Genomic DNA, 23437 nt, shown 5'->3' on the forward strand with positions numbered 1-23437 from the left:
TCCGCCGCTGTGACCACCTCGCCGAGCCTGCAGCGCATGTCGCCGCTGGACGGGCGCTATGCGAGCGGGCCGGGCGTGACGCTGACGCCGATCGCCCCGCGCCAACGCCTCAGCCTGCGCGCCGACGCGCAATCGCTAAAGGCGGTGGAAGCCAGGCTCGGCGTGGCGCTTCCCAGCCGTCCGAAGACGACCGCGACCGCGAACGGCCTTTCGGCGCTCTGGCTCGGTCCCGACGAGTGGCTGGTGCTCGCCGACGTTGACGCGGCAGAGGTCGAACCGTTGCCGGCAAGGCTTGCAGACGTCGCCGGCATCTCGGTTGTCGACGTGTCGCACCGCAATGTCGCAATCGCGGTCGAAGGACCGGCGGCGGAGGCGGTGATCGCGGCGGGCTGCCCGCAGGACATTCGGCTTGGCAGTTTTCCGGTCGGGGCGGCGAGCCGGACGATCCTCTCGAAGACGGAGATCGTCCTGTGGCGGACCGGTGAGCAGCGCTTCGAGATCGAATGCTGGCGAAGCTTCTCCGATTACGCCTGGACATTTCTGGCCGAGGCGGCGGGTTCGCCGGCGGTTTGATCGCGATGGCAGCACGGGGCGGGTCCAGGATATGGAAACGCCGCGCGTTCTGACGAACACGCGGCGTTGTCGCTGACGGTCAAGCGTTTGGCTTGAGGTGACCCGTCTTGGCTGGGGTCAGAACTCCTCCCAGCTGTCGGATTCGGCCTTGGGGGCACGGGCGGCACCGCCCGTTCCGGTGGTCTTCATCTGCGGCACGCCGCGCGATGGCGTGGCGGAACGGCCAGATTGGGCAGGATTGGAACGCGACCGCGAGGTCTGGCCGGCCGAGCCGGTCTTGAACTGCGCCATCGCGCTCGCCAGTTCCTCGGTCTCGTTGGTCAGGGTCTGGCTCGCAGCCGTCGCCTCTTCCACCATCGCCGCGTTCTGCTGCGTCACCTTGTCCATCTGATCGGCCGCGCCGGAGACTTCCCTGAGGCTCGTCGCCTGTTCCTTGGCGCTCACCGCGATCGTCGCGATCAGCTCGGCCATTGAACTCACCTCGGCGACGATCTCGTCCAGCGACTTGCCAGACGCGGTGACCAGCTCGACGCCGCTCTCCACCTGGCTGCGCGAGGTCGCGATCAGCGTCTTGATCTCTTTCGCCGCTTCGGCCGAGCGCTGAGCCAGCCCGCGCACTTCCTGGGCGACCACCGCAAAGCCCTTGCCGGCCTCGCCGGCCCGCGCCGCCTCGACACCGGCGTTCAGCGCCAGAAGGTTGGTCTGGAAGGCGATCTCGTCGATCACGCCGATGATCTGGTTGATCTGCTCGGAGGACTTTTCGATCTGGCTCATTGCCGCGACCGCCTGGCCGACGATCTCGCCGCCCTTCTGGGCTTTGCCGCGGGCGGTACTGGCCGCCGTCTGCGCCTTGCCGGCGCCGTCGGCCGTCTCGTTCACCGCCGTCGTCACTTCGCCCAGCGCCGCAACCGTCTCTTCCAGGTTCGCCGCCTGCTGCTCGGTGCGCTGCGCCAGATCGTTCGAGGCCGTGTTGATCTCCGAAAGGCCCGACCGGATCGATCCGATCGATGTCACCACATTGCCGATCGCGCCTTCCAGCTTGCCGACGCTGTCGTTGAACTTGATGCGAATGGGCTCGAATTCCGGTGCGAACGAGCGATCCAGTCGGACCGTGAGATCTCCTTGAGAAAGATTCTCCAACCCATGCGACAGGTTCTCGACCACGAAACTTTGCGCCTTGGACTGTTCGAGCCGGGTCGCCGTCTCCCGCTCTGCGCTGTCCATCTCCTGCCGACGGCGCTCCTCGGCCTCGTCTGCGTCACGGCGCGCCCGTGCTGTCACGACTTCCTGGAAGGCAAGCACGCCGCGCCCAATCTCGCCGAGCTCGTCTTTGCGATTGGCGCCCTTGAGCGAAACGTCCGTCCGGCCCTCGACCAGCTGCTGCATGTCGCTGGCCAATTCCTGGATCGGCGTGACGACCGAGCGCCGGGCAAAGAATGTCAGACCCAAGGCGAACAACGTTCCAATACCGACCGCCGTACCCATTAAATTACGTCCGATCGCCGCACTGGCTGTCGCCCGTTGCGATGCCGCAACGGCCTCCGATTCAATTACTTCCGCGACGTGCGCCATCGCACTCTCAAGGATCGAGAACTGCTCCTGGAATACGCCCATTCTCGACATCGCTGCCGTGGGATTCCTCGCGGCCAGTGTGGTTAAGTCGACGGCGAGAGCCGTATATTCCTCCATAGGCACTTTGACGTCGTCCAAACTCTTGCGAATTTCCGGATCCTGCGCGAGCTCGCCGTTTTCAGCGATAGCCTGGTAAAAGATTCCGGTATGCTCGGCAACGTCTGCCTTTACCGTTTCCAAGTCGATATTCGCCGATGGATCCGCGGCGAGAACAGATGCAAGGACGTCCGATCGCAGCGCGTCATGCATCATGTCCGCCTGCATATGGTTCCGCAGGACTTGGGACGACCTTAGTGTCTCTTCCAGCCCATCGCGGAGCTGCCCCGTCATCCAGAAACCGGTCGCGGCCGTTCCGGACACAAGAAGGAAAACCAAGACTCCCAGCAGAGTCATCTTGTTCTTGATACTTTTCAACATAGCCTGCGCCCCTCGAAATGCGGGATTTCTTATTTCTTGGCGCCATCGGAACGATTGCGCCGAGTTCCTAAATTTAACTCACCTGGGCGCATCGTGCGCCAGATGAGACTCATGTCGCGAGGAGGGCGTAGGGAGAAAGCGCCGCATAAGGGGCGACATAGTCCGGATGCTTTTCCTCATTTCAATCGATCGGCGCGAAGCTAGGGCACCCTTAGGGAAGGGGTCGGTAGCGACACCGTTCGATGGAGCCGGAACATCAGAGATATTGGTTACCAATCCGTTATTTTTGGAGAAATACCGACTGTCGCCTCAATAATTTATTTTCATTATATTTCAATGTGACGCTTATACTAAATGACAATTAGGTAAATCCTGAAGCGGAGAGTCGCCCCTTTCGCAGGGAAAGGCTCCCCGAATGAACGGTAAGCACGGGCCGATGGCGGTTTCCATGCCGTCATCGGACTCCTTACGCGGCGGCAAGATGTCGCAGGGAAATCCCCTTGCGCCAGGCCACGCAAATCGCGGCCGAAAGCATGCAACAGAGACCGCGCATCGCGAGCGGCATACGCTTTGAGGGGGAAAGTTGATTCGGTCCGTCACCGCCGACCTGAAACAACAGATCAACCGCACTGGCCTTCGTGATGGCCACTTTTCACGGCTATCACCGTGCGCCGGGCACCAGGAGTATGCCTGCACCCCTCGGGCCTGCGGATGGCACGCGCCGACCTGCGATCAGCCGATAAAATTGAAGAAATAGCTCGCCGATGCGAGAATGACGCCGACGATCACGGTCGGAATGAGGATGCTCTCGCTCTGACGCACGCCGTCATCTTCCAAACCGGCCTCATCGGCTGGACGAGATCGCAGGTGGAAACCACGACGACCGAGCTTGACGGTTTGCGGGACCCATTCGGCCGGCCCTAGGCGGAACGGGGTGTGGTGAATGAACGGGGTGGCCGTCCGTTGTTGAGCCGCTGCCTTTTGCCCTGACCTGCGCATTCGAGGGTGTACAGGGAAAGCCAGCTTGGCCCGCGCTCGGGGAGCGGCGGAGGCGTCCGGATGGCCGGGCGTAAGAGAACGCTGCGCAACGCCGATTCCGGCGAACATCAAGTCTGAATCGACCCCGAATGGCGATGGGAATGCCGAAACACCGCGTGTCATAGTGATTACCTCCACCTTGAGGAAACGCGGAAACCGACGATTGGTTCAATTGAGTAAAGGCTCGGCAAAACTGAGTGACGGCCACGCAGAACGGATGCGGATAAAGGCATGATCGCGCACCGCGGGGTCCTTCAACCGATTTTAATATGCGCGGGCGCCGTCATGCATCTGGACGGCGCCGCGCCGGGGCCCCAGAAGAAAGCCATGGGAAGCGGCGAGGCTCTTGATGCCCGCCGGCGAGGCAAAGGAGCAAGTGAATGCTGAGAACAGATACCGTCCGGAACATCCTGTCCTGGTACGAGGGCGAAACCCCGGGCCTGAAGAGCAATCTTTCACGGCTCCTGATGCATGGCCGGCTGGCGGGGACCGGACGGGTGGTGATCCTGCCGGTCGATCAGGGCTTCGAGCACGGACCGGCGCGCAGCTTCGCCCCCAACCCGGTCGCGTACGACCCGCATTATCTTTACGAACTGGCGATCGATTCCGGCGTCTCGGGCTATGCCGCGCCGCTCGGGCTTCTGGAGCAGGGCGCCGACACGTTCGCCGGCGAAGTGCCGTTGATTCTCAAGCTCAACAGCGGCAATTCCCTCGTTGGTGGCAGCGACCAGGCGCTGACCGGCAAGGTCGAAGACGCGATGCGGCTGGGCTGCGTCGGCGTCGGGTTCACCATCTATCCGGGATCCGACCACTCCTACGACATGATGGAGGAACTGCGTGAGATCAGTCTCGAGGCGAAGTCGCGCGGGCTGATGACCGTCGTCTGGTCCTATCCGCGTGGGGGCAAGGTTTCCAAGGAGGGTGAAACCGGCTTCGATATCATCGCCTATGCGGCGCATATGGCAGCATTGATGGGCGCGACCATCATCAAGGTGAAACTGCCGACCGCCCATATCGACCTCGACGCGGCGAAGCCGATCTACGAGAAGCACGCCATCCCGCGGGAAGCCGCCGCCGACCGCGTCCGCCACATCATGCAGGCAGCCTTTGCGGGCAAACGAATCGTCGTCTTTTCCGGCGGCGCGGCGAAGAACACCGACGAGCTCCTGGACGAGGTCCGCGCCATCCGGGACGGCGGCGGCAACGGATCGATCATCGGCCGCAATTCGTTCCAGCGCAGCAAGGAAGAGGCGATCGCACTGCTGAACCAGGTAATGGACGTCTACGCCTGATCGATGGCGACAACGCTTCGGCCCGGCGTAGAGCGGACGCCGGGTTGAAACGACAACGGCCGCCCTTGGGCGGCCGTCATATTCGATTGGTGCGAGAATGGCGTCGAAAGCCTATTGCGCGGCCGCAGCAGCGAGCGCTTCGGCCGGATCGCGGTCCTTNTGGGCGGCCGTCATATTCGATTGGTGCGAGAATGGCGTCGAAAGCCTATTGCGCGGCCGCAGCAGCGAGCGCTTCGGCCGGATCGCGGTCCTTGCCCTCTTCGTCGAAGCCGGCGAGATAGGCGATAACGTTGGCGAGGTCTTCCGGCTTTTTCAGCCCGGGAAACGCCATCTTGGTACCTTTGACGACGGCGCGGGGGTCGGCGAGCCATTCCGTCATCAATGCCTCGTCCCAGACTGTCTTGTCGGCGGCCCACTCCTCGAAGCTGGAGGAAAATTTGTAGCCTTCGATCATGCCCGGCTTCTCGCCAATGACGCCGTTCAACTCTGGACCGATCTTGTTTTTCGCGTCTTCGCCGACGGCGTGACACGCTCGGCATTTGTTGAAGACCTTCTTGCCGGCGTCCGCGTCGCCGACGGTCTGGGCCGTCGCTCCCGACGCCATGGTCAGCGTCAAGATCGTGCCAGCGGCCAAAATCAGATTACGCATAAGTCCTCCATGCAGTGCTGTGCTCTTCTTAGCGGGAATATAAAGGCGCGCCGCACAATAGCAATCATTTGAAAGGGGCGGCGCGTGTGTGGCCGCGGCGGTGCGTGCGGTTTCGGGGCCGGCGGTGATCACGCGCGGCTAACGCAAATGTGAGCCGTAATTAACGCGGGTTGACGGGATGAATTATATATCGGGTGAGGCGGGGCCGCAGCGTTCTTTCTCCGCAGAATTCAATATTCATTGTCGTTGCGAAGGATTGCAACACGCCCGGTCCGCGCCGTCTGTCAGTATAAATGGAATTTTTCGGCTGCTGCCATTGCGCGATGCGAGCGGACTGACGAGGGATTCATACGTCGGCATTCGGGGCTTCAGATCGTGACAAGGCGCAATTCGATTTCCTTCGGGTAACCCGCGCGTCTATTCGCTAGGAATTCTATCCGGCACAACTTTGCCATGTTTGTTAAGCGCCCCAGGTCAGGCCGAACTTGGCGTAAACCATCGATTTTAAGAGGAAATCAACGACCGAAGGTTACGAATAATTCACGACGTCGGGCCCGATCGGAATTCGCGTTGCGGATCGGCAACACGACGGAGGAGAACCTATTCCTGCCATTTTTCCGGCACGGAGACGGACCATATCAACTCCCGAACCCGCCAGCCGGGTCGGGAAATCCGGGCGCCACGCGGACGTGGCGTCGGGAAGAGAGTCGCGACTGCGACAGAATGGAGTACAGTTATGAAACGCTTTGCATTGCTTCTCGCCTCGACGGCGTTCGTCACCCCGGCGCTCGCCGCCGACCCGGTCTATGAGGAAGCCCCTGCGCCGGCACCGATGATGATCGAGCAGGTCGCTACGACTAGCACGTGGACCGGCCTCTACATCGGTGGCCAGGCTGGCGTCGCCTTCAGTGGCGATGACGATGGCGCGCGCTTCGACACCAACAACACCGGTGTTTTCGGCAACGGCACTTTTAACGGTGACGACAACAACGCCGGCTTCATCGGCGGCGCGCATATCGGCTACGACTACCAGATGCCGAACAACTTCGTCATCGGCGCGGTCGCCGACATCAACTACATCGATGCGGAGACCAACCGGTCCTATACCACGCCGGGCGGCTCGACCTTCACGTCCAATAGCGAGATCAACTATCTCGGTACGGTTCGCGCTCGTCTCGGCTACGCCATGGACAGCGTCCTGCTCTATGGTACGGGCGGTCTCGCCTATGCCGGCGTCGACAATACGATGACTGCGCCGAGCGGCGGCGCCTTCACCGGCTATACGTTTACGCAGGATGGCGACGACGCGGATGTCGGTTATGCGGTCGGCGGCGGTGTCGACGTGATGGCCACCCAGAACATCTCGTTCGGCGTCGAGTACCTCTACACCAATCTCGGCTCGAACGATCAGACGATCACCGGGACCAACGGTACCAACACGGTGAACTTCACCTCGGAGTCGAACGACAACGATCTCGACTTCCACACGATCTGGGCGAAGGCGTCCTATCGCTTCAACTAAGGCACTGCCTTCGGCCGGGCGCGTCAAGCGCCCGGCCCTACAGACAAAAGCCCGTCGGATCACAGGATCCGGCGGGCTTTTTTGGTTTCCGAGAACTGCCTTGAAAGTTGAGGCCGCGCGAGAAACGCTTTCAGGCGAGCGGCGGAAGATCCAGATCGGCGCGCCGCGGCAGGTCGGCGCCGCGGCGCGAGCAGGTCACTGCGGCGGCGTCGACGGCGAAGCGCAGCAATTCCTCGATGCCGGCTTGGTCGGCGGCCTTGAGCGCCGCGCGAGAGAGTTGACCGCGTTCCTTCAGGCCGGCCAGGAGCGCCGCCTGAAACGTGTCGCCGGCGCCGACCGTGTCGGCGACGATGATCTGTCGTCCGCCGACCGAGGCTTTGACGCCCGAGCTTGTCGCGGCGATCGCGCCGCGCTCGCCGCGGGTCACCACGGCCATCTCCGCGCCCGCGGCAACCCAATCGTCGATCACGGCATCGAGGGTTCGGCCAGGATAGAGGAGATCAAGGTCTTCTTCGCTCGCTTTCACCAAGGCCGCGAAAGGCACCAGTTCGGCGACCTTTTGCCGCCAGATGTCGAGATCGGGTTCGATCGAGGCGCGAATATTGGGATCGTAGGAGATGAACCGCCGGGCCGATTCCTGCCGCACGAGATGGGCCAGCGCCGAGGCGGTCGGCTCGGTCACGGTGGAGTAGGAGGCCAGATGGATCGTCTCGAGGTCGTCCGGAAATGTCGCCGGGACTTCGGCGGGCTCGATCGAACGGTCGGCGGTTCCGTCGATATAGAAGATATAGGCCGGCGAGCCGTCGGCGCCGAGCGAGACCATCGCCAGCGTCGTGTTCCGGTCGGTCGGAATGAGGAAGCGCTGGTCGATATTTTCGCGCGCCATGAAGCCGCGGATGCGCGTTCCGAAGAGATCGCTCGAGACCTTGGTGAAGAAGCCGGCCGGATGGCCGAGGCGCGCCAGGCCCAGCGCGACGTTCAGCGGCGATCCGCCGACACGCCCGGACAGGGCGATCTTCGCCACATCCGCGTCGGGTTCGGCGAACAGATCGAACAGCGCGTCGCCGCAACTGAGAAACATGGCGAAATCTCCCGGACCATATCCAGCGTTCGGTTTCAAATGCCGCTATCAGGAAAGGCCGAAGCGGGGAAGATGGCGCCGCACTTTGCACAAAGCTACCGCGACCCTTTCATAGCGCGCGCTGCCGCCTATGATCGATGGCGTCCAATCGGGGAGGAAACCGCATCCATGCCATTTCAGCGCGTCAACGGCATCGTCATCCACCATCGGGTCGAGGGAAACGCGGACGGGCCGACGCTGGTCTTCGCCAACTCGCTGGGCACCGATTTCCGAATCTGGGACGCGGTTGTCGAGCGCCTCGCCGGAGCGTGTCGGATCGTGCGCTACGACAAGCGCGGCCATGGCCTGTCGGAGGCGACGCCCGCGCCCTACGCCATGGACACCCATGTCGACGACCTGAAAGGCCTGATCGACCATCTCGGCGTGACGAACCCGCTCGTCATCGGCCTGTCGATCGGCGGCATGATCGCGCAAGGCCTTGCCCATCGCCATCCCCTTCTTGCCAAGGGACTGGTGCTGATGGATACGGCGCACCGAATCGGCACGACCGAACTGTGGGACCAACGCATCGCCGCGATCGAGAAGGACGGAATCGGGTCGATTTCCGAACATATCCTCGAGCGCTGGTTTACGCCGCAATTCCGACGCCCGCCCAATCCCGATTTCGTCGGCTATTCGAACATGCTTTTGCGCACTCCGCTGCCCGGCTATCTCGGCAGCAGCGCCGCATTGCGTGACGCCGATTACACTGAGGCGACGGCGAAGATCGATCTGCCGGTGCTGTGCGTCGTCGGCGATCAGGACGGCTCGACCCCGCCGGATCTGATGCGCTCGACCGCCGATCTGATTGCCGGTTCGCGCTTCGAGATCGTCAAGGACGCCGGTCATCTGCCCTGCATCGAGCAGCCGGAGGTTACGGCGGGTCTGATCGCGGATTTTGCCGCGGAAGTATTCAGCACGGCGACCGGCCGGTGACGGCCTCGGTCTTCTCCCATTCGTTTCTGGGCGCGCTGCTCGGCGACGAGGAACTCGATTCCTATTTCACTGCGGCGGCGGAGCTCGAGGCGATGCTGGCCTTCGAGGTCGCGCTCGCCGAGGCCGAGGCGGCGGAGGGATTGATCGCGCCGGCAGCGGCCACCGCGATTCGCGCCTGGACGCACGAATTTTCCCCGGATCTCGCAGCCCTTGCCGTGGGAACGGCGCGGGATGGCGTCGTCGTACCCGCGTTGCTTCAGCAATTGCGCGCCGGGCTCGACCCGGCCGCTGCCGCCGGCTTGCACAAGGGCGCGACCAGTCAGGATGCGATCGACGCGGCGATGGCGATGCGCATGCAAGCGGTGTCGTTGGTGCTCGACCGGCGGCTGGAAGCGCTGGTCGATGCCTTCGCGCAATGGGGGATCGAGGCCGGCGACCGCGAGGTGATGGCGCACACCCGAATGCAGGCGGCGCGGCCGACGCCTTTTTCGCGCAAGCTCGCCTCCTGGGCCGATCCGCTGGTGCGCTGTCGGCTACGCCGCGAGGAGATCGCGCCGCGCGCCTTTGCCCTGCGGCTCGGCGGCGCCGTCGGCGACCGCGCGGATTTCGGCGACAAGGGCGAGGCGATCGTCCAGCGGGTGGCGGACGCGCTCGGCCTCTGGCCAGCCGCAGCTTCGCTGCATTCGGAACGCGACGGAATCGCCGAGTTCGGTCACTGGCTGTCGCTGATCACCGGGGCGCTCGGCAAGTTCGGGCAGGATGCGGCGCTGGCGCTGCAGAGCGAGGTCGGGGAACTGGCGCTTTCCGGCGGCGGCGGCTCATCGGCGATGCCGCATAAGCAGAACCCGGTCGGCGCGGAGGTGCTGGTGACGCTGGCGCGCTTCAACGCGACGCTGGTCTCCGGCCTGCACCATGCGTTGGTGCATGAGAACGAGCGCTCCGGCGCGGCCTGGACGCTGGAATGGATGCTGTTGCCGCAGATGGCCCTGGCCGCGGGGGCGGCGACGCGGACGGCGGAGGACTTGCTCGGGCGGCTGTCGCTAAGGGAGGAATGAAGATGGGCGTTTGACGGAGCGGATGGTTGGAAACGCCCGGAAGCCTTCTGTAAGGCGTGGCTGAATCGGCTATGCGCTTTCCGGGACATAGCGGTCGACGGCAATGCTGCCTTCCCGTCGCCGGACCTGCGCCAGATCGAACGCGGTTTGCAGCCGCAACCAGAAATCGGCCTCGCCTCCAAACGCCTTTTCGAGCCGGATCGCCATTTCAGGGCTGATCCCGGCTTTCTCGTTGACGACGTTATTCAACGCCTGCCGAGTGACGCCGAGCACGCGGGCAGCCTCCGTGACGCTCAGGCCGAGCGGCGCAAGGCACTCCTCGCGCACCATTTCGCCGGGGTGGGGCGGGTCGTAGAGGGGCAAGGTCAGTTTCTCCAGTCGTCAGTGGTAATCCAGATAATCGAGATCGACGGGCCGGCTGTCGTCGAACCGAAACACGATCCGCCAATTGCCGGACACGCTCACGCTCCAAAATCCGGCAAGCTGGCCCTTGAGAGGATGCAGACGCATTCCCGGCAGACCTTCGAAGGTTTCCGGCGAGGTGGCATGATCAAGCGCGAACAGGACGCGGCGAATGCGTCTGACCTGATCGGCCTGAACGCCGCGCGCATCGCCGGTCTCGTAAAAGCGTCGGAGTCCTTTGTGTCGAAAGCTGGCAATCATCCGTGCATGGGTCGGCAGTGTGCGCCGACAATTGTCACTTGTCAAATAGTCTCAAATGATGGTAGTGTCTCAGTTTGAAATTGGCGCGACATAAAAGATATGGCCGACCCTTTAGAAGCCGACCATATCATTCTTACTCGCTTGCGGACCTGATATCGCGCTTAAATAGCGGCTTCGTATTCAGCAGCGCACTTGCTCAGCATAGGCTCTATATGAACCTCATTGCGTTGCAGCGCGACGTTGGCCTGCCTAACGACTTCAGCCTCAATTGCGATGTCCTTGGACAGCCTTCTATTGGCGAAAAGCCAGCGTGCAACGACCGCCCATTCCCAGAGCGGGCTTTCAGAAGTGACCCGCGCCACCGGCGCAGGAAAATCCTTCCCCCGTTGACCCTTTGAGTATTGCGTCATTGATGCTCGGGTCATGTCAGATCGTGCGGCTATGTCGGACAAGCTGACAAGCGGGTCCGGCTCAACTCTGTCGACATGCGCGCCAGCCAAAACAACCTCTTCAACGGCTGAAGATATGGCCAACGCGATCGTCTCGGCCTCACGTGCAAAATCTATGATGATATGCCCCTTCTGGAAGGAGACCAGCGCGTCATCGCAGCCATTGTCATAGAATCGTGCTTCAAAATTATCCGCAGATGGGTCCAACCCAGATGCGATAACGCTGAATTCAAACGTCTTCATCATCGCGCTCCTCTACTCTGTGCGGACAACGGTCCACAGCCCGTACAATCTGCTTTGCATGATTGCCGGGGCTCTTGGGTGTTCCATTTACGCCTATCTGACAGCCATCCCTGTCGGCATGCGCACAGAATAATCGACCCCAATGGCCCATTTCGCGACACGTCCAACCTAGAGATTCGGCGTAAGCAACAGCGTCCTCGACCTCTTTCTTCGAGTGTCGCGGCCTACTCACTGGCCGCACTCAAGATGGTATGGCTGTTAACATCTGTCAACACAAATCGGTTCCTACCGCAAAAGAGGTAAACGAATGGTGTACGAAGGCTGAAGCGACCGCTAGGCGGTTTGCCGCTTTTTGTAAGCCCCTCGCGGCCCTGGCCTTGGCGCAACTGCGTCCATCGCCTCAGCAAAGTCTGTCATCGACCACAGTGTATCGGAAATGCCAGCCGCCATCGCCGGCGACATTTTCAGCGTCTTGTGAATGCGGATGAAATTGTACCAGACGGTGTAGAGCGAAACCATGTGCATGTGGTTCTCGAACTTTTTCGAGAAGGCGTTCGTCAGCCGCGTGAACCGGCGCATTTGCATCCGCATGGTGAGGTTCTGCCGTTCCACATAGGAGGTGCTGACGTGGGCAATGTCGGGATCGCCTTCGATCCGGTCCTTGCGCGCTCCGATGCACTCGGCAGGGCTGTAGCGGCGTTGCGGTCCTTCCGGCGCCTTGCCGTACAGCTTCACCAGCATCGCATAATCAACATCGGCACCGAATGCCCCCTCGACCGCCTCAAGGTACGCCCGATGGCCGTCAGTGGTGAGTTGGACGCGATTGGCGAGACGGTCGCGAAGATCGTCCATGAACGCCATTGCATATTCGCTGTCACGACCGCCAACGAGGTAGGAGACGATCAGCTTGCTATCCGCGTCGAGCGCCGTCCACGTCCAAGTGTCGCCAGCCTCTTCCGGGGCTGACTTTGCCGTGCGGACGTTCTTCGCCTTGGCATAGGTGAAGGACCAAATCTCGTCGCACTGGATACGCGAGGCGGTGACACCCCGGACCTTCTCGTCATGGAAGGTCGCGGCGAATTTGCCCGCGTCCACAAGCAGCTTTGACACCGTGTTGATGGACACGTCGCAGACGCGAGAGATCGAACGCATGGACGATCCCTCGCACAGCATGTTGAGGATTTGGACGCGGGTTTTGAGGGGCAGCTTGTTCATGCCCCTAATATGTGAACTTTTATGCTTAGTGTCCAGCATGGAATTCAACTGATTTCACGCAGCTCTGGGCGGCCTGCTTGCCTTGCCGGTGGTAATGGGTCGCTGGTCAACCCAAACACAAGGTTCTCAAGTTCCTCAGATGGGAGGTGAAGGTCGGCAGCAATCCGATGTTTTGGTATCTTCTCGCTCCAAAGCGCTCTAAATACCTCTTTCCAAACTACTGACTCTTCGCGTGGCAAAGTATTTGGCTCTTTATTTCGGTAGTTTCGCTCATTCATTTGAATGCAGAATGTGCGATACTGCCAATCGCTGAGTATCCCCATTTTGTGCAGTCGATAGGCAAGCGCTGCCGTTGATACACCCCAGCGTTTCTTCGGGTTTAAGAGATCATCAAGCCTTGCTACCGAAGGCAAGCGAGACCTGATGTCAGATTCGGGCATCAAAAACGAAGACGCGAAACTGTTGGCCTCGATTTCTGCTTCCCGCCCCTGCTGCGGCCCGCCATGCCGATGCAAAACTAGGTGCGCCAGCTCATGCGCTGCGTCGAGCCGGCTCCGCTCGGCCGACTTAAATGTGTTCAGGAATATGTAGGGAACGTCATTTCGCCAGCAGGAAAAGGCGTCCACGTTCTTGGTGTTCTCCGCGAGAGAAAAGACACGAACTCCTTTTGCCTCCAGCAGCTTGATCATATTGCTGATCGGCTGCTCGCCCAACCCCCAAACTTCACGGATCGTTCGCGCTGCCGCTGCTGGGTTACGCTCGTGTGCCAAGTCGATCAGGGTTGGCTCTGGTAAGTTGAATCTCTCAGAGATGTAGTCGGAGAGCAGATATGCAAAAGAACCCGACGCAAGTGCCGCATCACGCTCACGAGCGGTCATGGTCGTCAGGCTACGAAAGCTGGCCGCGTCCTTGGTGACTTCATCAATATCGTTCCCGAAAAAGAAATCTCGTGGAAAGCGGAGAGTAGCCGCGATCGCGTCGACCGTTTCGGACGAAGGTTCGTTTTTCTCGCCCTCAAGGCGAGTGACTGTGACCGGGGACATACCGATCAGTTGGGCGAATCCTCTACTGGTGAGCCGCCGCCGTTTACGGGCGAGGCTCATTCTTTGTCCGCTGAACATAGCCGCTACTTCTTGCGTGTGACGCTGATCTCGAAATCCTGACCAGGCATTCCGTCGTCAACGTTCTTGGGCATTATGCTGGCCCATTCGCCCGGCTTAATGATGTAGATGCGTTCGTTGAATTCTTTGAACTGCTTATCCTCGATACTCCTCGGAAATGACAGTTCTGCTCGCACATCATCGCCGTTGATGTACACGTAGAGATACCAGAGGGAAGCGTTCTCACGTGAGTGCCGCTCCTGCTCTTCGGCTTCGAATTCAGCAAACAAATTCATTTGCCCTAAATCAACAGCCCTCGCGGCAGCTGGGCCTTTCTCAGAAATTGCCTTTGGGCTGCGGTTGTCTTCACAGGCACTATCAGAATTCTGAAAAACGATCTTCATCCCAGTTTTCGGATTATATGTAGCCTCTATGTTCCCAGCGCGATCAATCTGCCAGCCTTTGAGGCGAAGCACGTCTCGCAAAGCGCCAGTGCCGTGGATGTATGAAAGCTGTCCAGCGGCATTCAATGGGAAGTTCAGGACGAAGCTCGCCTTGGCTGCCACCGCGCGCTTAACGACTTCGATGAATTCACTAGCCGTCAGACCAAGGTGATCGAGACGCGAACCGACTTCATAGTCCTGCGATAGGATACGGGTAGCGGTCACGGGCTGGCTCCATGTTAATTTTTCGGACCTCATTTGTGGCCGAAAAAATTAACATGGTCAACTGTGATGTCATCTCTTCCACCGGCTTTCCGCAGCTTTCTTTGCAATCTCGGCCCGCCGCTCCGGCGTCATGTTCCTCGCCCGAGCGGCGCCACCCTTGCGGCCCATCTCCTGAGCGGCCTTGTCCTTGCCGTCGTCGGTGACGGTTTCCTCTTCCTCACCGGTCGCAATGCGCATGACGCGGACGGCATTACCGATCACGTCGGCGGGGCGCTTTTCGCCTTTAGGTCCGGTGGGCATTCAGCTATCTCGCTTAGGGTAGAGTGCATTGGAAGCCGCTTCCGCGAACGTGTCGCCAACGGCCATATCTTCGATGATTTCGCGTTCGCTTGGCGTGACAAATCCCACCCGCCAATTCGTTGTGAACTTCAAAATGGTGAGGTGCCCGTCGAAGTCGCGGTTAGCCACCTCTATCAAGCGGCCCCAGATATCGATGTCTTCATCGGACATGATCAACCTCCTATGCTTTACGCCAAGCATATAGGAAGCGAGCGGCCAGCGCGATAAGGGGCGGCTCAAATTTCAGATTTCAAACTGAGACACTACCCAAATGATCATGCGATTGCCAATGCAGATCATCGCTTTCTGACAGTCGACGGTGCAAATAATCACGCCCCCAGCAGCGCATAGGTCCCGAAGGCCGGCACCTTGACCGCCAGCCGCCACGGATCGATGCCGGCGACAAGGCCGAGGAAATTCACTTCCAGCCCCGATTTCCAGCCAGCGACGATGCCGGCATAGCCCCAAAGCGACAGGCGCAACTCTTGGCGGTCAGGGTCGATCGAGAAGATATGACCCTCGGACGGATAGTCGCGGCCGACCGCCGCCGTCGGTAGCGTCGCGTCGATGCCGGGGACGGCTCGCATGACGTGAGCGACGAAGGTGTTGGAGTTCGGTCCGGGAAAGATGTCGTAGCCGCCGCGCTCGGCATAAGGGTAGGCGGCGATGGCGGCGCGCACCTTCGGGACCAAGGCTTCCGCCCGCGTGCCGGTGACCGCGACGACCACCCGGGGATCGTTAGAATACCAGCGTCCGTCGGCGGGTTGGCTGTTACGCCGAACCGGCGTTCCCCAGCCGACCTTGTCCCAACGCTCGTAAGCGCCGGCGCCCTTGTCTTTGACGACGATCCAGGAATGATCGGCGATGGCGCCCTTGAGGCCGCCGGTGCGCGCGGCGAGAATGTAGAGCGCCGCGTCCCCGTTGATGCTGGCTGTCGGGAGGAGCGACGCCGAACTCCAGTCGGCCTGGCGCCAGGAGAGGGGACGTTCGCTCGTCCACCAGAAAAGCGCGGCGAGCGCTGCGGGCAGGAGATAGACCGCCACGACGACGACAGAGAGCCATTTCAACAGATGCATCGGGTCCTGACGGTGGCGGGAAAGCGGAACGGCTGCTAGAGCGCCCACTTCAAGGCAGTTGTAGGACCGAGGTGAGTGATGGAAAACCCCGTTCTCGTGGAAGTGACCCGTGGCGATCTGGTCGAGAGCGTCCATCGCGGCGCCTTCGCGCTGGTCGACGGCGCCGGGGCCGTCATCGCCTCGGCCGGCGATATCGCGCGTCCGGTGTTTCCGCGCTCGGCGATCAAGGTGTTTCAGGCGATCCCGCTGATCGAGAGCGGCGCGGCAGACGCATTCGGCTTCGGCGACCGGGAACTCTCGTTCGCCTGTGCCTCCCATTCGGGCGAAGAGGGGCATGTGACGCTCGCCGCCGCCATGTTGGCAAAGGGCGGGCTCGACGGCGGCGCACTCGAATGCGGCTGCCACTGGCCGTTCGATCTGCCGGTCGCGCTCGATCTCGCCCGGCGCGGCGGCGAGCCGACGGTGCTGCACAATAATTGCTCGGGCAAGCATGCCGGGTTTCTCTGCACGGCGGTGCACCAGGGCGAGGACCCGCGTGGCTATGTCCGGGCGGATCATCCGGTGCAGCAAAGGGCGAAGGCCGCGATCGAGGATCTGACCGGCACTGAACTTGGCGACGATGTTTGCGGCACCGATGGCTGCTCGATCCCGACCTATGCCGCGCCGCTCAAAAGTTTCGCGCATGGCTTCGCCAAGCTCGTCAGCGGTGAGGGCATTGCCCCGGAGCGCGCGGCGGCGGGACGCCGGCTGATCGAGGCCTGCATGGCCGCGCCCTGGGAGATGTCCGGCACTGGCCGCGCCTGTGAGAAGCTGATGCAGGCCGCGCCCGGCCAGGTGTTCGCCAAGACCGGGGCCGAGGGCGTTTTCTGCGGCGCCCTGCCGGATCTCGGCCTTGGCTTTGCGCTGAAGATCGATGACGGCGGGACGCGGGCGAGCGAGGCGCTGGTCGCCGCTGTCATCGGCAAGGCGCTTCGCCGCGACGACGCGGCGCTGGCCGGACGCTTCGATACGCTGGCGTCGAAGACGTTGCGCAACTGGGAAAAGATCACGGTCGGCGCGGTACGTGCGGTCCTGCGCTGAGGCAAGGCCTCGGTCGGCCCGGCGTTCGATCGAGGTCGAGGCTTAGCTGTAGTCGCTTTTCGGCTGGCTTGGGGGACGGCTAGCCGGTCTGCGGGAGCGAGAGGGGCGGGGCTTTTCCGCCGCCTGCGGCTTCAGCCGGATTTCGACGCTGCCGCCTTCCGGGTCGTCGACCTCGAACAGTTTGGTCGAGCGGACCAGATCGCTCAACTTCTTGAAGCCGTAGGTGCGCGGATCGAAGTCCGAGGACAGGTTCAGAAGCTGCTTGCCGAAACTGCCGAGATTCACCCAGCCATCCTCGGTGTCCATCTGCTCGATCACCCGCTTGAGAAGGTCCGCCGCTTGCTGCGGCTTGGCCAGTGGTGGCGCGTCGCCGTTGTCCTTCTCCGCCGTGACCCGGCCGGGCAGGAGGTTCTCGGTGTAGATGAAGCGCCGGCACGCCTGCCGGAAACTTTCCGGCGTCTTCTGCTCGCCGAAGCCGTAGACGTCGACGCCCTGTTCGCGGATGCGGGCGGCGAGCCGGGTGAAGTCGCTGTCCGACGACACCAGGCAGAAGCCGTCGAACCGGCCGCTATGGAGAAGGTCCATGGCGTCGATGACGAGGGTGATGTCGGAGGCATTTTTGCCGGTCGTATAGGCGAATTGCTGCTGCGGGATGATCGCATGGCGCGACAGGACGTCCGCCCAACCCTTTGAACGCTGGCTGGAAAAATCGCCGTAGATGCGCCTCACGCTCGCCTCGCCGATCTTGGCGATCTCCTCGAACAGGCCGTCGGCGATGCGCGAGGAGGCGTTGTCGGCATCGATCAGCACGGCCAGCCGGTCGGTCTTGTCGGGTCTTGAAGCAGACATGAAGGATTCCTCGTATGTGGCTGGCGATCACTGGACACGGCTGCGGGCCGTCGTCAGTCTTGCCCGTTCTCAGGTCTGTTCGGCAACCCCAGCCGGTCGAGGATGGCTTCGGCGACGGCACTCGGCGCCCGTTCCCCTTCCCTCACGGCCTCCTCCCCAGCGGTGATTTCGGCACGCCAGCGAGCCCCGGACAGAATGCGCCGGCGCAGGCCCTCGTCAAGACTGGTCCGGAGCCAGCGCACCCGCTGCTCGGCTCGCCGGTCGTCCCATGATCCGTCGCGGCGGTGGATGTCGCGGAAGCGCTCGATGTCGGTCCACAGATCGTCGAGGCCGGCGCCGGTCATGCCGGAGACGGCGAGCACCGGGACGGTCCAGGCTGCCGAACGCGGCGCGAGGATATTCAGCGCCGAGCGGATTTCGGCGGCGGCGGCCCGCGCCGGCCCGGCATTGTCGCCGTCGGCCTTGTTCATGGCGATGATGTCGGCGACTTCGAGGATGCCCTTCTTGATGCCCTGGAGCTCATCGCCGCCGCCGGCGATCATCAACAGCAGCAAGAGATCGACCATGTCCGCGACGCTGACCTCGGCCTGTCCGACGCCCATCGTCTCGACGATGACCACGTCGAACCCCGCCGCCTCGCAAAGCAGCATCGTCTCGCGCGTCTTCGCGGCGACGCCGCCGAGCGTGCCGGAAGAGGGGGAGGGGCGGATGAAGGCATTCTTGTCGACGGCGAGGCGCGCCATTCGCGTCTTGTCGCCGAGGATCGAGCCGCCGGAGCGGACCGATGAGGGGTCCACTGCCAGCACCGCGACCTTGTGTCCCTTGGTCGTCAGCATCGAGCCGAAGGCATCGAGCAGCGTCGACTTGCCAACGCCGGGAACACCGCTGACGCCGATACGGATCGCGCCTCCGGTGTCCGGGGCGAGCCGATCGAGGACGGCGGCGGCGACGCCCCTGTGCTCGGGCCGGGTCGATTCGACCAGGGTGATGGCGCGGCTCAGCGCGGCGCGCTCGCCTTCGCGGACGCGGTCGGCCAGGTCGTCGGGATCGGGCAAAGGGGTCATGATCACCGGTGTGGTCGGGCTGTCGGTACCCCCGATCGGGCGCCGTCGAGGATGTGGGAAAACCTCCCGATCTCGTGCCTGAAACGGGCTTGTGAACGGCAATGACTACCGAAGGAACGCCATGTTTGCTAGGCCTTCGATGGTGGGCAACGATTAAAGGCGGCTTTGCGCGTATCGCCAGCCGCCATGCTTTGGGAGAAGTACCATGGCCTGGAACAAACCTGTTCTCACGGAAGTCTGCCTTGCGATGGAAATCAACGGCTATATGCCGATCGAATTCTAATCGGTGGCAGCACCTGACAGCCGCGGGCGGGTCGAGGCCCGCCTGCGGCTTTTCGTTTTGGGCTCGGCCGCTGGCGGCGGTTATCCGCAATGGAATTGCCTGTGCGATGTCTGCCGGCTCTATTGGGCCGGCGACAGCCGCGTGATGGCGCGTTCGCAATCCTCGATCGCCGCGACCGCCGACGGACGCAACTGGCTGCTGATCAACGCATCGCCGGATCTGCGCGAGCAGATCTTGCGATCACCACCATTGCAGCCAGCCGCCGGGACGTCCGCGGATCAGCGGCGGGCCTCGCCCATCGGCGCGGTCCTGGTGACCAACGGCGATGTCGATCATGTCGCCGGCCTTTTGACCTTGCGCGAGAAACAGTCGTTCCCGCTCTACGGCACGGCTGGCGTTCTCGGCGTCATCGCCGACAACCCGATCTTTTCGGTTCTCGATCCCGCGCATGTGACGAGACGGCCGGTGATGATGGGGAAGACGTTCGAGCCGGTGCCGGGGCTTCAAGTCGAGGTGTTCTCCGTTCCCGGCAAGGTGCCGCTCTACCTGGAAGAGGGCGAGGTCGATGTCGGCGAGGAAGGCGAGATGACGATCGGTGTGCGTCTGACGGCGCACGGTAAGACAGCTTATTACATCCCCGGTTGCGCGGCCGTGCCCGATCGGCTGCGCGACAGGGTCAGGGAGGCCGACGCGCTCTTGTTCGACGGCACCGTGTTCACGGACGACGAGATGGCCAAGGCCGGTGTCGGACAAAAGACCGGTCGCCGGATGGGCCATATGCCGATCACCGGCGAGGGCGGCAGCCTTGCGGCCTTCGACGGGCTCAATATCGCAAGCCGCGCCTACATTCACATCAACAACACCAATCCGATCCTGATCGAGGATTCCAGGGAGCGGCAAATGGTGGAGGCTGCCGGTTGGCAGGTGGCGAAAGACGGGATGGAGATCGTGCCATGAAAGCCATGATGGGACGCGAGGATTTCGAGGCGGCGCTGCGGCGGATTGGAGCGGAGCGCTATCACCATCTGCATCCGTTTCAGCAGCGATTGCAGAACGGCGAATTGACAAGGACGCAGGTGCAGGCTTGGGCGCTCAACCGTTATTATTACCAGTCGCAGATCCCGGTGAAGGATGCCTACATTCTCGCCCGGCTGCAGACTGCCGAACTGCGGCGCGAATGGCGCCAGCGGATCATCGACCATGACGGCGAGGAGGGGCAGCGCGGCGGCATCGAGAAATGGATCGCGCTCACCGACGGCGTCGGTCTCGATCGCGCCTATGTGGAATCCGGCGTCGGCATTCTTGCCGGTACGCGCTTTGCGGTCGATGCTTATGTCCATTTCGTCCAGGAGGGGACGCTGCTGGAAGCCATCGCCTCGTCGCTGACTGAACTATTCTCGCCAAATGTCATTGGCACTCGCGTGCGGGGGATGCTGGAGCATTACGACTTCATCTCGAAGGAAACGCTGACCTATTTCGACAAGCGGCCAGTGCAGGCCAAGCGCGATTCCGATTTCGCGCTCGCCTATTGCCTCGACAATGCACGCCGGCCCGAGGAACAGCGCGCCGTCCTCGACGCCTTGCGGTTCAAATGCCAGGTGCTCTGGGCGCAACTCGATGCCCTGCATTTCGCCTATGTCGAGCCGGGACTGACCCCGCCGGACGCGTGGCGTCCGGGCGAAGGGTTACGGGAAGGAGGCGGGGCGGCATGACCGCGATCGCCGACGATACGGTGCCCAAACTGCCGCACGGCGTTCGCTTTCGCGAGGACAAGACGCGCGGCCAGTTCATCCTGGTCGGGCCGGAACGCATCTTCAACGCCGATCAGGTTTCGACGGAAATCCTCAAGCGGGTGGATGGCAAGACCACGTTCGGGGATATCCTGCGACAGCTGACGGAGACGTTTACGGCGGACGAAGCGACGATCCGCCCGGATGTCGAGAGTTTCCTCATCGAGCTTCGCGACAAGCAGATGGTGACGCTATGAACGAGGCGGTCTTTCCCAAGCCCGCCGCCGAAGCGGCGGAGCGGCCGGCGCCGCAGCCGCTGGGCCTGTTGGCCGAGCTGACCCACCGCTGCCCGCTGCGCTGCACCTATTGCTCGAACCCGCTCGAGCTCGACACGCGATCGTCCGAGCTCGACACCGAGACTTGGAAGCGGGTCTTCACCGAGGCGGCCGAACTCGGAGTCATCCATATCCATCTGTCCGGCGGCGAACCAACCGCCCGCAAGGACATCGTCGAACTGACCCGCCACGCCGCCGAGGTCGGGCTCTACACCAATCTGATCACCTCGGGGATCGGCGTTTCGGAGGCGCAGCTCGACGCCCTGTTCGAAGCCGGCTGCGACCACATCCAGCTGTCGCTGCAAGGCGCCGACGCCGGCGTGACCGAACGGGTGGCGGGCTACAAGGGGGGCTTTGAGAAGAAAGAGGTCTTCGCCCGCGCGGTGGTCGCGCGCGGCTTCCCGCTGACCCTCAACGCGGTGATCCACCGGATGAACATCCATCAGTTGCCGGACATGATCGACAAGGCCGTCGCCTTCGGCGCCAAGCGGCTGGAGATCGCACATACGCAATATTACGGCTGGGCGCTGAAGAACCGGGCGCAGCTGATGCCCGCGCGTGAGGACGTCGACCGGACGATCGGGGAGGTCGAGGCGGCGCGCGAGCGGCTGAAGGGCACGCTGGTCATCGACGCCGTCTTCCCGGACTACTACGCGAAATATCCCAAGCTCTGTAACGGCGGCTGGGGGACACGCACGCTGAGTGTGACGCCGGCCGGCAAGGCGCTGCCCTGCCACGCGGCCGAGACGATCGAGCATCTGGAATTCTGGTCGGTGAGGGACCATTCCCTCGCCGATATCTGGGCGTCGTCGCCGGCCTTCGAAGCCTATCGCGGCACTGCCTGGATGAAGGAGCCTTGCCGTTCCTGCGAGCGCCGGCATGTCGACTATGGCGGCTGCCGCTGCCAGGCGCTGGCGCTGACCGGCGACCCGGCGAACGCGGACCCCGCCTGCGTCAAATCCGATTTCCACGAACGGCTCGGCGAGATCGCCACGACCGAGGCCTCGACGGTTGCCGATCCCGGCGCGGCGACCTATCGCGGGTTTCGGAAAAGATGAGAGTCAGGCAGATCGCACTGCCCGCTCGTTACAATTGTCCGGACGAGTGCTCTCGGAGAAGTTGGGGAGAATTGTCGTCGCTATCGTTGGCCGGACCCATGCCGAAGCGCTCGATCGCCCGCTCGGTACCGAACAAGGCAAGGCGCTCAGCAAGGGTGGACGAAAAGATCGGATACCGCGCGAACACATGATCCTGGACATCTTTGTTGCGTGCCCCGAGCAGCATGAGTGGACAGCTCAGTCCGGGATAGGGACGCAGCTCGGACATCGGTTCTAACGAGCAGAAACGCTTATAGAACGCCGCGTGCTCGGGCCGAACGGTGGCGAGCATCCAATCGGACTCGAAATGCTCGGCCATCATACAGGCCAGCCTGATCACAGAGAATGGCAAGAGTGGCGTTGTTCGGGCCTCCGGGTCAATTACGAACCGGCTCGGATCGATCATCGTTTCGGCATTCCGCAGAAGCGGACTCAGAATATCGTGATAGGTGTCGTGCGCAGGACTTGTAGGGTTCTCTTTGGAAAGCAGATGAATGCGGATTGAGCCGGCAAGGTAGTCATTGATATGAGTTCCGAAGACAACAGCATTGGGGTCGAAATCATATTTATCGAAAAAGAACTGTCTTGAATTTTCTGATATTATTCCTTCCCTACGGTAGGATCGATAGCGCAATCGATATATATCATCCCGACTCTTTGTATTATTTGCGATATGATAATCGGTTATCGCAAGGATATCGGTATTATTGCTATCGGGGTCGCGGGATATTCGTCGCGAAAATCTGGACATTTGTTGCGCCTCTACAAATAGCAAAGGCAGTCTAGCTTAATTATTTGTCATTCACGATAGCGAAAATTGTAACGATGCAATAAATGTTTGGTAAGGGTTAACAAAGCGTTTGGAGGGCGCTCGCGGCTGCCGTGTTACTTTCCGATTGGAGGGAATGTCCCGGTCTCTGTTGAAACTCTGAAGTGGGCGGCGTTGCCCGCCTTGAGCCGTTAGGCTCGGGGTGCCGATTCCACTGAGGAGAGCAACGCCATGAAGAAAGAT

Annotated in this window: 25 protein-coding genes and 1 pseudogene; 10 read left to right on the top strand and 16 right to left on the bottom strand. The window is 62.0% G+C overall.

What is annotated here, in order from left to right; all coding sequences use genetic code 11:
- Positions 1 to 36 precede the first annotated feature (36 nt).
- Positions 37 to 573, top strand: a complete 537-nt coding sequence (locus tag VQ045_RS11025) for a sarcosine oxidase subunit gamma (protein WP_442873041.1) — start codon at positions 37 to 39, stop codon at positions 571 to 573.
- Between the two features lie 117 nt (positions 574 to 690).
- Here the strand turns inward: VQ045_RS11025 and VQ045_RS11030 are convergent, their stop codons facing one another.
- Positions 691 to 2187 (bottom strand): methyl-accepting chemotaxis protein, encoded by a 1497-nt coding sequence (locus VQ045_RS11030; protein ID WP_331830143.1) that lies wholly within the window; start codon positions 2185 to 2187, stop codon positions 691 to 693.
- A 1167-nt stretch (positions 2188 to 3354) separates the two neighbouring features.
- Positions 3355 to 3729, bottom strand: coding sequence for a hypothetical protein (locus VQ045_RS11035; protein WP_331830144.1), 375 nt, complete (start codon positions 3727 to 3729; stop codon positions 3355 to 3357).
- 311 nt (positions 3730 to 4040) lie between these two features.
- Between VQ045_RS11035 and VQ045_RS11040 the strand changes: the two genes are divergently transcribed.
- Positions 4041 to 4952 carry a class I fructose-bisphosphate aldolase gene (locus VQ045_RS11040; protein WP_327622545.1) on the top strand — a complete coding sequence of 304 codons (912 nt, stop codon included), beginning with the start codon at positions 4041 to 4043 and terminating at the stop codon, positions 4950 to 4952.
- A 205-nt stretch (positions 4953 to 5157) separates the two neighbouring features.
- On the opposite strand, the gene VQ045_RS11045 is transcribed toward VQ045_RS11040, so the two are convergent.
- A complete protein-coding gene (locus VQ045_RS11045; RefSeq protein ID WP_331830145.1) occupies positions 5158 to 5601 on the bottom strand; it encodes a c-type cytochrome in 444 nt (147 codons plus the stop codon).
- Positions 5602 to 6337: 736 nt separating this feature from the next.
- Here VQ045_RS11045 and VQ045_RS11050 point away from each other — a divergent pair.
- A complete protein-coding gene (locus VQ045_RS11050) occupies positions 6338 to 7123 on the top strand; it encodes an outer membrane protein (RefSeq protein ID WP_327622543.1) in 786 nt (261 codons plus the stop codon).
- A gap of 130 nt (positions 7124 to 7253) precedes the next feature.
- On the opposite strand, the gene VQ045_RS11055 is transcribed toward VQ045_RS11050, so the two are convergent.
- The gene (locus VQ045_RS11055; RefSeq protein ID WP_331830146.1) at positions 7254 to 8204 is read right to left on the bottom strand and encodes a carbohydrate kinase family protein; all 951 of its coding nucleotides are present in this window, start codon (positions 8202 to 8204) and stop codon (positions 7254 to 7256) included.
- A 168-nt stretch (positions 8205 to 8372) separates the two neighbouring features.
- Between VQ045_RS11055 and pcaD the strand changes: the two genes are divergently transcribed.
- Entirely contained in the window at positions 8373 to 9179 is an 807-nt protein-coding gene (gene pcaD / locus VQ045_RS11060; RefSeq protein ID WP_331830147.1) for a 3-oxoadipate enol-lactonase, read from the top strand.
- Positions 9176 to 10234, top strand: coding sequence for a 3-carboxy-cis,cis-muconate cycloisomerase (locus VQ045_RS11065; protein ID WP_331830148.1), 1059 nt, complete (start codon positions 9176 to 9178; stop codon positions 10232 to 10234). Before pcaD ends, VQ045_RS11065 begins: the two co-directional genes overlap by 4 nt.
- A gap of 69 nt (positions 10235 to 10303) precedes the next feature.
- On the opposite strand, the gene VQ045_RS11070 is transcribed toward VQ045_RS11065, so the two are convergent.
- The 9 genes from VQ045_RS11070 to VQ045_RS11110 form a co-directional block, all read right to left on the bottom strand.
- The gene (locus VQ045_RS11070; protein WP_327647572.1) at positions 10304 to 10597 is read right to left on the bottom strand and encodes a HigA family addiction module antitoxin; all 294 of its coding nucleotides are present in this window, start codon (positions 10595 to 10597) and stop codon (positions 10304 to 10306) included.
- A gap of 18 nt (positions 10598 to 10615) precedes the next feature.
- Entirely contained in the window at positions 10616 to 10897 is a 282-nt protein-coding gene (locus VQ045_RS11075) for a type II toxin-antitoxin system RelE/ParE family toxin (protein ID WP_327622538.1), read from the bottom strand.
- A gap of 161 nt (positions 10898 to 11058) precedes the next feature.
- Positions 11059 to 11589 (bottom strand): hypothetical protein, encoded by a 531-nt coding sequence (locus VQ045_RS11080; RefSeq protein ID WP_331830149.1) that lies wholly within the window; start codon positions 11587 to 11589, stop codon positions 11059 to 11061.
- Between the two features lie 333 nt (positions 11590 to 11922).
- Positions 11923 to 12804, bottom strand: coding sequence for an IS1 family transposase (locus VQ045_RS11085; RefSeq protein WP_331830150.1), 882 nt, complete (start codon positions 12802 to 12804; stop codon positions 11923 to 11925).
- Between the two features lie 44 nt (positions 12805 to 12848).
- Positions 12849 to 13907 (bottom strand): helix-turn-helix domain-containing protein, encoded by a 1059-nt coding sequence (locus tag VQ045_RS11090; protein ID WP_327623753.1) that lies wholly within the window; start codon positions 13905 to 13907, stop codon positions 12849 to 12851.
- Between the two features lie 23 nt (positions 13908 to 13930).
- Positions 13931 to 14572, bottom strand: a complete 642-nt coding sequence (locus VQ045_RS11095; RefSeq protein WP_327623752.1) for a hypothetical protein — start codon at positions 14570 to 14572, stop codon at positions 13931 to 13933.
- A 69-nt stretch (positions 14573 to 14641) separates the two neighbouring features.
- On the bottom strand, positions 14642 to 14872 hold the full coding sequence (locus tag VQ045_RS11100; protein WP_327623751.1) for an RNA-binding protein: 231 nt from the start codon (positions 14870 to 14872) through the stop codon (positions 14642 to 14644).
- A complete protein-coding gene (locus tag VQ045_RS11105) occupies positions 14873 to 15082 on the bottom strand; it encodes a hypothetical protein (protein ID WP_327623750.1) in 210 nt (69 codons plus the stop codon).
- 158 nt (positions 15083 to 15240) lie between these two features.
- Entirely contained in the window at positions 15241 to 15987 is a 747-nt protein-coding gene (locus VQ045_RS11110; protein ID WP_331830151.1) for a DUF3750 domain-containing protein, read from the bottom strand.
- 78 nt (positions 15988 to 16065) lie between these two features.
- Between VQ045_RS11110 and VQ045_RS11115 the strand changes: the two genes are divergently transcribed.
- A complete protein-coding gene (locus tag VQ045_RS11115) occupies positions 16066 to 17067 on the top strand; it encodes an asparaginase (protein ID WP_331830152.1) in 1002 nt (333 codons plus the stop codon).
- 42 nt (positions 17068 to 17109) lie between these two features.
- Here the strand turns inward: VQ045_RS11115 and VQ045_RS11120 are convergent, their stop codons facing one another.
- Together VQ045_RS11120 and meaB are read right to left on the bottom strand one after the other, a co-directional pair.
- Positions 17110 to 17916, bottom strand: a complete 807-nt coding sequence (locus VQ045_RS11120; protein WP_331830153.1) for an NYN domain-containing protein — start codon at positions 17914 to 17916, stop codon at positions 17110 to 17112.
- Positions 17917 to 17969: 53 nt separating this feature from the next.
- Positions 17970 to 18980, bottom strand: a complete 1011-nt coding sequence (meaB, locus tag VQ045_RS11125) for a methylmalonyl Co-A mutase-associated GTPase MeaB (protein WP_331830160.1) — start codon at positions 18978 to 18980, stop codon at positions 17970 to 17972.
- A gap of 205 nt (positions 18981 to 19185) precedes the next feature.
- Between meaB and pqqA the strand changes: the two genes are divergently transcribed.
- The 4 genes and pseudogenes from pqqA (at position 19186) to pqqE (ending at position 22386) form a co-directional block, all read left to right on the top strand.
- Positions 19186 to 19263, top strand: coding sequence for a pyrroloquinoline quinone precursor peptide PqqA (gene pqqA / locus VQ045_RS21995; RefSeq protein ID WP_206455397.1), 78 nt, complete (start codon positions 19186 to 19188; stop codon positions 19261 to 19263).
- 42 nt (positions 19264 to 19305) lie between these two features.
- Complete coding sequence (pqqB, locus tag VQ045_RS11130; RefSeq protein ID WP_331830161.1) at positions 19306 to 20220, top strand: pyrroloquinoline quinone biosynthesis protein PqqB; 915 nt, start codon at positions 19306 to 19308, stop codon at positions 20218 to 20220.
- Positions 20217 to 21250 (top strand): annotated as a pseudogene (gene pqqC, locus VQ045_RS11135) (pyrroloquinoline-quinone synthase PqqC). Before pqqB ends, pqqC begins: the two are co-directional and overlap by 4 nt.
- Entirely contained in the window at positions 21247 to 22386 is a 1140-nt protein-coding gene (pqqE, locus tag VQ045_RS11145; protein WP_331830156.1) for a pyrroloquinoline quinone biosynthesis protein PqqE, read from the top strand. The pseudogene pqqC and the gene pqqE overlap by 4 nt, the downstream one beginning before the upstream one ends.
- 28 nt (positions 22387 to 22414) lie before the next feature.
- On the opposite strand, the gene VQ045_RS11150 is transcribed toward pqqE, so the two are convergent.
- Entirely contained in the window at positions 22415 to 23176 is a 762-nt protein-coding gene (locus VQ045_RS11150; protein WP_327647577.1) for an N-acyl amino acid synthase FeeM domain-containing protein, read from the bottom strand.
- Between the last annotated feature and the right edge of the window lie 261 nt (positions 23177 to 23437).

The organism is Aurantimonas sp. E1-2-R+4 (genome assembly GCF_036549515.1).
GTDB lineage: Bacteria > Pseudomonadota > Alphaproteobacteria > Rhizobiales > Rhizobiaceae > Aurantimonas > Aurantimonas coralicida_A.

Excerpts from the sequence above, each read along its gene's own strand:
- VQ045_RS11025 (WP_442873041.1), top strand. The coding sequence starts at position 37 with ATGTCGCCGCTGGACGGGCGCTATGCGAGCGGGCCGGGCGTGACGCTG.
- VQ045_RS11030 (WP_331830143.1), bottom strand. The coding sequence starts at position 2,187 with ATGGGCGTATTCCAGGAGCAGTTCTCGATCCTTGAGAGTGCGATGGCG.
- VQ045_RS11035 (WP_331830144.1), bottom strand. The coding sequence starts at position 3,729 with ATGTTCGCCGGAATCGGCGTTGCGCAGCGTTCTCTTACGCCCGGCCAT.
- VQ045_RS11040 (WP_327622545.1), top strand. The coding sequence starts at position 4,041 with ATGCTGAGAACAGATACCGTCCGGAACATCCTGTCCTGGTACGAGGGC.
- VQ045_RS11045 (WP_331830145.1), bottom strand. The coding sequence starts at position 5,601 with ATGCGTAATCTGATTTTGGCCGCTGGCACGATCTTGACGCTGACCATG.
- VQ045_RS11050 (WP_327622543.1), top strand. The coding sequence starts at position 6,338 with ATGAAACGCTTTGCATTGCTTCTCGCCTCGACGGCGTTCGTCACCCCG.
- VQ045_RS11055 (WP_331830146.1), bottom strand. The coding sequence starts at position 8,204 with ATGTTTCTCAGTTGCGGCGACGCGCTGTTCGATCTGTTCGCCGAACCC.
- pcaD (WP_331830147.1), top strand. The coding sequence starts at position 8,373 with ATGCCATTTCAGCGCGTCAACGGCATCGTCATCCACCATCGGGTCGAG.
- VQ045_RS11075 (WP_327622538.1), bottom strand. The coding sequence starts at position 10,897 with ATGATTGCCAGCTTTCGACACAAAGGACTCCGACGCTTTTACGAGACC.
- VQ045_RS11080 (WP_331830149.1), bottom strand. The coding sequence starts at position 11,589 with ATGAAGACGTTTGAATTCAGCGTTATCGCATCTGGGTTGGACCCATCT.
- VQ045_RS11085 (WP_331830150.1), bottom strand. The coding sequence starts at position 12,804 with ATGAACAAGCTGCCCCTCAAAACCCGCGTCCAAATCCTCAACATGCTG.
- VQ045_RS11090 (WP_327623753.1), bottom strand. The coding sequence starts at position 13,907 with ATGAGCCTCGCCCGTAAACGGCGGCGGCTCACCAGTAGAGGATTCGCC.
- VQ045_RS11100 (WP_327623751.1), bottom strand. The coding sequence starts at position 14,872 with ATGCCCACCGGACCTAAAGGCGAAAAGCGCCCCGCCGACGTGATCGGT.
- VQ045_RS11105 (WP_327623750.1), bottom strand. The coding sequence starts at position 15,082 with ATGTCCGATGAAGACATCGATATCTGGGGCCGCTTGATAGAGGTGGCT.
- VQ045_RS11110 (WP_331830151.1), bottom strand. The coding sequence starts at position 15,987 with ATGCATCTGTTGAAATGGCTCTCTGTCGTCGTCGTGGCGGTCTATCTC.
- VQ045_RS11115 (WP_331830152.1), top strand. The coding sequence starts at position 16,066 with ATGGAAAACCCCGTTCTCGTGGAAGTGACCCGTGGCGATCTGGTCGAG.
- VQ045_RS11120 (WP_331830153.1), bottom strand. The coding sequence starts at position 17,916 with ATGTCTGCTTCAAGACCCGACAAGACCGACCGGCTGGCCGTGCTGATC.
- meaB (WP_331830160.1), bottom strand. The coding sequence starts at position 18,980 with ATGACCCCTTTGCCCGATCCCGACGACCTGGCCGACCGCGTCCGCGAA.
- pqqA (WP_206455397.1), top strand. The coding sequence starts at position 19,186 with ATGGCCTGGAACAAACCTGTTCTCACGGAAGTCTGCCTTGCGATGGAA.
- pqqE (WP_331830156.1), top strand. The coding sequence starts at position 21,247 with ATGAACGAGGCGGTCTTTCCCAAGCCCGCCGCCGAAGCGGCGGAGCGG.
- VQ045_RS11150 (WP_327647577.1), bottom strand. The coding sequence starts at position 23,176 with ATGTCCAGATTTTCGCGACGAATATCCCGCGACCCCGATAGCAATAAT.